4 protein-coding genes and 1 pseudogene are annotated in these 6,434 nt (G+C 50.5%); all 5 read left to right on the top strand.

Annotation, left to right across the window (positions count from 1 at the left end; translation table 11 throughout):
- Positions 1–870, top strand: an 870-nt coding sequence (locus IPL71_RS20320; RefSeq protein ID WP_514130826.1) for a peroxidase family protein, incomplete at its 5' end; no start/stop codon positions are given.
- Positions 842–1,096: a hypothetical protein gene (locus IPL71_RS26170; RefSeq protein WP_514130825.1), complete on the top strand. Its 255-nt coding sequence runs from the start codon at positions 842–844 to the stop codon at positions 1,094–1,096. The genes IPL71_RS20320 and IPL71_RS26170, both read left to right, overlap by 29 nt.
- Positions 1,097–1,344: 248 nt before the next feature.
- Positions 1,345–2,861, top strand: a pseudogene (gene glpK, locus IPL71_RS20315) (glycerol kinase GlpK).
- A gap of 427 nt (positions 2,862–3,288) precedes the next feature.
- Positions 3,289–4,803 carry a glycerol-3-phosphate dehydrogenase/oxidase gene (locus IPL71_RS20310; RefSeq protein ID WP_345324790.1) on the top strand — a complete coding sequence of 505 codons (1,515 nt, stop codon included), beginning with the start codon at positions 3,289–3,291 and terminating at the stop codon, positions 4,801–4,803.
- A 36-nt stretch (positions 4,804–4,839) separates the two neighbouring features.
- Positions 4,840–6,429 (top strand): WbqC family protein, encoded by a 1,590-nt coding sequence (locus tag IPL71_RS20305; RefSeq protein WP_345324785.1) that lies wholly within the window; start codon positions 4,840–4,842, stop codon positions 6,427–6,429.
- Positions 6,430–6,434: the final 5 nt, after the last annotated feature.

Raw genomic sequence — 6,434 nt, 5'->3', positions numbered from 1 at the left:
AGCCCGGCTGGCGCGCAACAGTGGCAGGTGAAAAACTGCAAACCCGAACACATGATTCCCGATGCACATGACCCATCGAAGAAGCACCCGCCGATGATGACCACCGCCGACTTGTCGTTACGCTTTGACCCAATCTATGAGCCCATCGCGCGCCGCTTCCACAAGGACCCCAAAGCCTTCGCAGACGCGTTCGCCCGGGCCTGGTTCAAACTGACCCACCGCGATATGGGTCCCAAAGTCCGCTACCTCGGGCCGGAAGTCCCTGCCGAAGATTTGATCTGGCAAGACCCGCTCCCTGCTGTAGATCATCTCCTGATCGACTCCAAGGACATCGCCGAACTCAAGACGAAAATTTTAGCTTCAGGCTTGTCGGTCTCAGAATTGATCTCCACCGCCTGGGCTTCGGCTTCCACCTTCCGCGGTTCTGATAAGCGCGGTGGTGCTAATGGTGCGCGAATTCGCTTGTCGCCGCAAAAGAGATTGAAGCCAATCAGCCTGTGCAGCTGGCGAAGGTGCTTTAAGACTCTGGAGCGTATCTGCAAAGAGTTCAATAGCGCCCAGTCTGATGGCAAGAAAGTTTCTCTGGCTGATTTAATTGTATTGGGCGGTTGTGCCGCAGTTGAAGCGGCGGCCAATGCCGCTGGTCACGCAGTGGAAGTTCCTTTCACTCCGGGCCGTACAGACGCTTCACAAGATCAGACTGATCTGGAATCGTTTGCCGTGCTTGAACCCGAAGCGGACGGCTTCCGCAATTACCAGAAAACAACCTTCACTATCTCCGCTGAAGAAATGCTGGTGGACAAGGCGCAGCAGCTGACCCTCAGCGCTCCCGGAAATGACCGTGCTCCTCGGTGGCTTGCGTGTGCTTGACACCAACATCGGCGGGGCGCAGCATGGTGTGTTCACCAAACAGGCTGGCAAGCTCACCAACGATTTCTTTGTCAATCTGGTTGACATGGGTGTTGTCTGGCACCCTGCTTCGGAAGCCGCCGACACCTTCCATGCCCATGACCGCAAGACCGGCGATGTAAAGTGGACTGGCTCTCGAGTGGATTTGGTCTTCGGTTCAAACTCGCAGCTGCGCGCTCTGGTTTAGGTCTACGCACAAGACGACAACAAGGAAAAGTTTGTGCGTGACTTTGTCGCAGCCTGGAACAAGGTGATGAACCTTGACCGTTTTGACCTCGACTAACCTTTTGAAGGCGCTGATGATTACACCCAATTCAGCGCTCTATTCCGTTTAAAGATAATAAAAAATCCCCGCCATTTTTGGCGGGGATTTTTTGAGCGGTATATGTTGAATAGCACTTTTTTGTTTTACAATTAACACAAGGAAAAAACATCATGCCAAAATATGTCGCTGCGATCGATCAAGGTACAACCAGTACTCGCTTTATGATTTTTGACCATGCCGGAAATGTGGTTGCTGTGGATCAAAAGGAACATCAGCAAATTTTTCCGAAGCCGGGTTGGGTGGAGCATGACGCGTTGGAGATTTGGACGCGTGTGCAGGAAGTGATGGCGGGGGCGCTGAGAAAAGCAGTTGACAGTGGTCAGTTGACGGTGGACAGTGAGATCGCGGCGATCGGGATCACCAATCAGCGTGAGACGGCTGTGGTGTGGGACAAATCTACGGGGAAGCCGGTGTATAACACGATCGTCTGGCAGGATACACGTACGGATATTATTTGTAATGAGTTGGCAAAAGAAGGTGGACAGGATCGTTTGCGTGCAAAGACGGGTCTGCCGCTTGCGACGTATTTTTCAGGCCCAAAGATCAAGTGGATTTTGGATAATGTGGATGGTGTGCGCGCCAAAGCTGAAAGTGGGGAGGTGGTGTTTGGCACGATCGACTCATGGATCATTTGGAATTTAACTGGTGTGCATGTCACCGATGTGACGAAAATGCCTCACGCACGTTGTTGATGAATTTGAATACGCTCGATTGGGATGATGAGATTTTGCAATTGATGGGTATTCCACGCGCGATGCTGCCTGAGATCAAATCCTCTTCGGAGGTGTATGGTCAGGTTGGGGGCGGACAGGTACAAGACCTGTCCCTACGGGGGATGCCGGTGGCGGGGGATTTGGGAGATCAACAGGCAGCGTTATTTGGACAGACTTGTTACAGCGCGGGAGAAGCGAAGAATACATACGGCACGGGTTGTTTTATGTTGATGAATACAGGCGAATCTCCTGTACCCTCAAAAGCCGGATTGTTGACTACGCTTGGTTATAAAATTGGAAATCAAAAAGCTGTCTATGCTTTGGAAGGTTCGATTGCGATCGCGGGGGCATTGGTCCAATGGCTGCGGGATAATCTTGGGATCATTGAGAAATCCTCTGATGTTGAAACCCTGGCTGCGACGGTGGAAGATAGCGGCGGCATTTATTTTGTCCCTGCGTTTTCGGGGTTGTATGCTCCGTATTGGAAATATGATGCGCGCGGCGCAATTTTGGGCATGACGCGCTATGTTAATAAAGGTCATATTGCCAGAGCCGCTCTGGAAGCGACAGCGTATCAAACCTGCGAAGTGCTGGATGCAATGGAAGCAGACTCAGGCGTCAAGTTGACCGCGCTCAAAGTGGATGGCGGCATGGTGTTCAATGAATTGCTGATGCAATTTCAATCGGATATTCTCAATGTGCCAGTGGTACGTCCCAAAGTGGCGGAGACAACTGCTCTGGGCGCCGCCTATGCCGCTGGTCTCGCCGTTGGCTTCTGGAAGGATTACGATGAGCTGCGTGCCAATTGGGGCAAGGATAAAGAGTGGACTCCGAAGTTGGATGCGAAACTGCGAGAGGGTTTATACTCAGGTTGGAAGAAGGCTGTAACACGTACCTTTGGCTGGGTTGAATGATTTTTGCCGCGGATTGCACGAATTATCGCGGATTTGGTTTGTAGAAACTTCAGCTTTAGGAGGAATCATTGGCTGAATTACTTTATAATATCTTTGCCATTATAGGGGCTGAACGTCAAACGTCTCGCTCAACGTTCAACCATTAAAAAAATGAAACTACGAAATTCTGAAATTGTTTCCTATCTCATATAAAGAAAACTCGAATACGAAGCTTCCGTGATGAAAAATCATCGGTTTCTCGATTTAGTTCAGCCCAGGCTATTCATTATTGACTGGCATGCAGTTCCTTTAAATTTTGGGCTGATCTGGCGGCGTGTCAAATCGGAAGACAAAATGGATGTATTCGCGGTTGATAAAACTATGAATCGAACGAAATTCTTTAACCCAAAGTTCGTGCTGATCATGCGCGGCATCCTCGTTCCGTGATCTGGCGCATGGCGGTATCCGTTACCTTGAGAACGGAGAATTTCGTCTGGTGCGTGAAGCGGTGCAGGAACGTAATCTCATGATCCAGAACGCACCGCATATTGTCAGTCCGCTGCCGACGACGGTTCCGATGTTTAAATATTTTTCGGGATTGTTCAATGCCCCATTGAAATTCATGGGCTGGCTCGATAAACCTTCGGAGCGCGGTTCTGTCATCATTAAACTTGGTTTGATGATGTACGATGCCTATACCGGTAAGACGCGCACCGTGCCGCGCCATAAATTTTTCTCGCGTGCTGAATCATTGAAACGCTGGAATCAACTGAATCCTGATATTGCAAATACAGCAACCTATTATGACGGTTTGATCTCCAACCCCGAACGGCTGGCGCTTGAATTGGTGTTGGATGCCGAAGCGGATAATCCCAACGCGCGCGCGTTGAACTATGTCAGCATGGTGGGCGGCGGACAGGATTCGATTGTTCTGCGTGATGAACTGACGGACGAAACCTACGAAGTGACCCCGGATATCGTCATCAATGCGGCTGGCCCGTGGATCGATTTTGCGAATTACAACCTGGGATTGTCCACTCGTTATGTGGGCGGCACGAAGGGTTCGCACATCGTTGTGGATAATCCTGAATTGCGCGCCGCGATTGGGGGCAGTGAATTTTTCTTTGAGAATAAAGACGGGCGCATCGTTTTGATCTTCCCGCTGCATGACCGTGTCTTGATCGGGACTTCGGATATTAAGATCGAAAACCCAGATGAAGCGCGTTGTACCGATGAAGAAATTGAATATTTCCTCGGTCTCGTGGAACGTGTCTTCCCGTCCATCAAGGTGACGCCGGAGCAGATCGTTTTCCGCTTCACGGGCGTACGTCCGCTGGGGAGCAGCGGGGCGAAGACCACGGGGCAATATAGCCGTGACCATCACATCGAAGTCTTGAGCGGTGACTGGACCAACCTGCACTTCCCGGTCTATTCCCTCGTAGGCGGCAAGTGGACTTCCTTCCGCGCGTTTTCGGAGCAGGTGACTGATAAGGTGCTGGACTTCCTTGGCAAGCCGCGCCAGAAAACCACCCGTGACCTGCCCATCGGCGGCGGACGCGGATTCTCCACAAATGCAGAGGAGCAGAAACGTCAGATCGATGGTTTCGCCGCGTGGACTGGACTGGACAAGGAAAGATTGCAGGTCTTGTATCTGCGCTATGGTTCACGCACCGAAGCGGTGGCTACGTTTATGAATCGCGCTGCTGATGAGCCGCTTAAGTCCGCGCCTGAGTTTACACGGCGTGAGATCATGTTCCTCGCGCAGTATGAAAAAATTATTCATCTGGATGATCTTGTGCTGCGCCGCACCATGCTCGCCATGCTGGGACGTTTAACACGTGATCGTATTTTTGAATTTGCCAATATTTTGGGCGAGTCACTCGGGTGGGGGAATGAGCAGAAAAATGCCGAGGTGGAGCGCACTCTCCGTTTGTTGAGTGACAGGCACGGGGTTAGGCTTTGATGCGCATGGTAAAATCCTGCCCGTATGAAATGCTCCGTGGTTGTACCAGTTTATCGCGGCGAGAAAACTCTCGATCCGCTGCTTGAACGCCTGTCTCAGGCTTTGCCAAAACTTTTTGATTCCTATGAAGTCATCCTTGTAAATGATGGCAGTCCCGACAACAGTTGGGATGTGATCCAAAAGCTCACGCGCAAATATGATTTTGCGCGTGGGATTCGTTTAATGCGCAATTATGGTCAGCACAATGCCACGCTGTGCGGTGTGCGTGCCGCGCAATATGAATTGATTGTGACCATGGATCAGGATTTGCAGCACCCGCCTGAAGAGATTTCGATTTTGCTTGCGAAGTTGAATGAAGGTTTTGATGTGGTGTATGGCGCGCCGAAAAAATTGCCGCAGGGATTCGTGCGGAATTTGCTCACCAGCAACATCAAATTAATTTTGGCGAACGTGATGGGCATTCCTTCTGTAAAAAATATTTCGGCTTTTCGTTTGTTTCGCACAGACTTGCGCGATGCCTTTGTTAATTTTCAAAGCCCCACGCTGACGATCGATGTTTTACTTTCATGGGGCACAACCCGCTTCACATCCGTGCCCGTGGATATTGCTCCGGCTGAAAGTTCAAATTATAGATTTACAACTTTGGTAAAAGCCGCGTTGTTGATCCTCACCGGTTACAGCACACTGCCTTTGCGCCTCGCAAGTTTTGTCGGCTTCTTTATGACTCTCTTCGGGTTCGGCGTTTTTGTGTATGTATTGTATGTGTATCTCGCGCTTGGCAGTTTGCCGGGCTTTCCATTTTGGCTTCGATCATTGCTTTATTTAGCGGCACGCAAATGTTCACACTTGGCATCTTCGGCGAATATCTGGCGCGTATTTTTGATCGCAGCATGGACCGTCCATCTTATGTCATTCAGGAAAGTGCGGGCGCAAAAACGAATGAATGTTGTGATCCTTCAACCTTCCTACATTCCGTGGCGCGGCGTGTTTGACCAGATCCAAAAAGCGGACCTTTTTATTTTTTACGATGACGTGCAATACGACAAACACGGCTGGCGCAACCGCAATCAGATCAAGACCGCGCAGGGCAAACAATGGCTGACCATTCCCGTCCACAGCAAAGGGGTGACGGAAGGCATTGCGATCAAGGACGTGCGGATTGATTGGAGCAAGCCCTGGGCGAAGAATCATCTCAAAGCGTTGACTTTTGCCTATGCAAAGACTCCGCACTTCGCATCTTTCGCACCGTTGCTTGATTCTGCCTACGAGCGGCATGACGAGTTCCTGGCAGATTTTACGATCTGGTTAACGATTGAGATCGCGCGCAAGATCGGCATTGACCGCACGCGCTTTATGCGTTCTTCAGAGATTGCCGGCATCGAAGGACAAAAGACCGGCCGCCTGATCCAAATTCTTCAGCATGTTGGCGCAACCCACTACCTGAGCGGACCTTCCGCCCGCGATTACATTGAGCAGGATAAATTTGATGCCGCCGGCATAGACTTGTCTTATATCGAATATCATTACCCCGAGTATCCGCAGTTGTATCCGCCTTATGATCCATATGTGACGATCTTTGACACGATGTTCATGCTGGGCGATGACACACTGAAAAGTATTTCTTAAGGAAA

Origin of the sequence: Candidatus Villigracilis proximus, from assembly GCF_016717045.1 — a bacterium.
GTDB classification, from domain to species: Bacteria; Chloroflexota; Anaerolineae; order Anaerolineales; family Villigracilaceae; genus Villigracilis; species Villigracilis proximus.
This window is presented reverse-complemented; position numbering and strand designations above follow the sequence as displayed.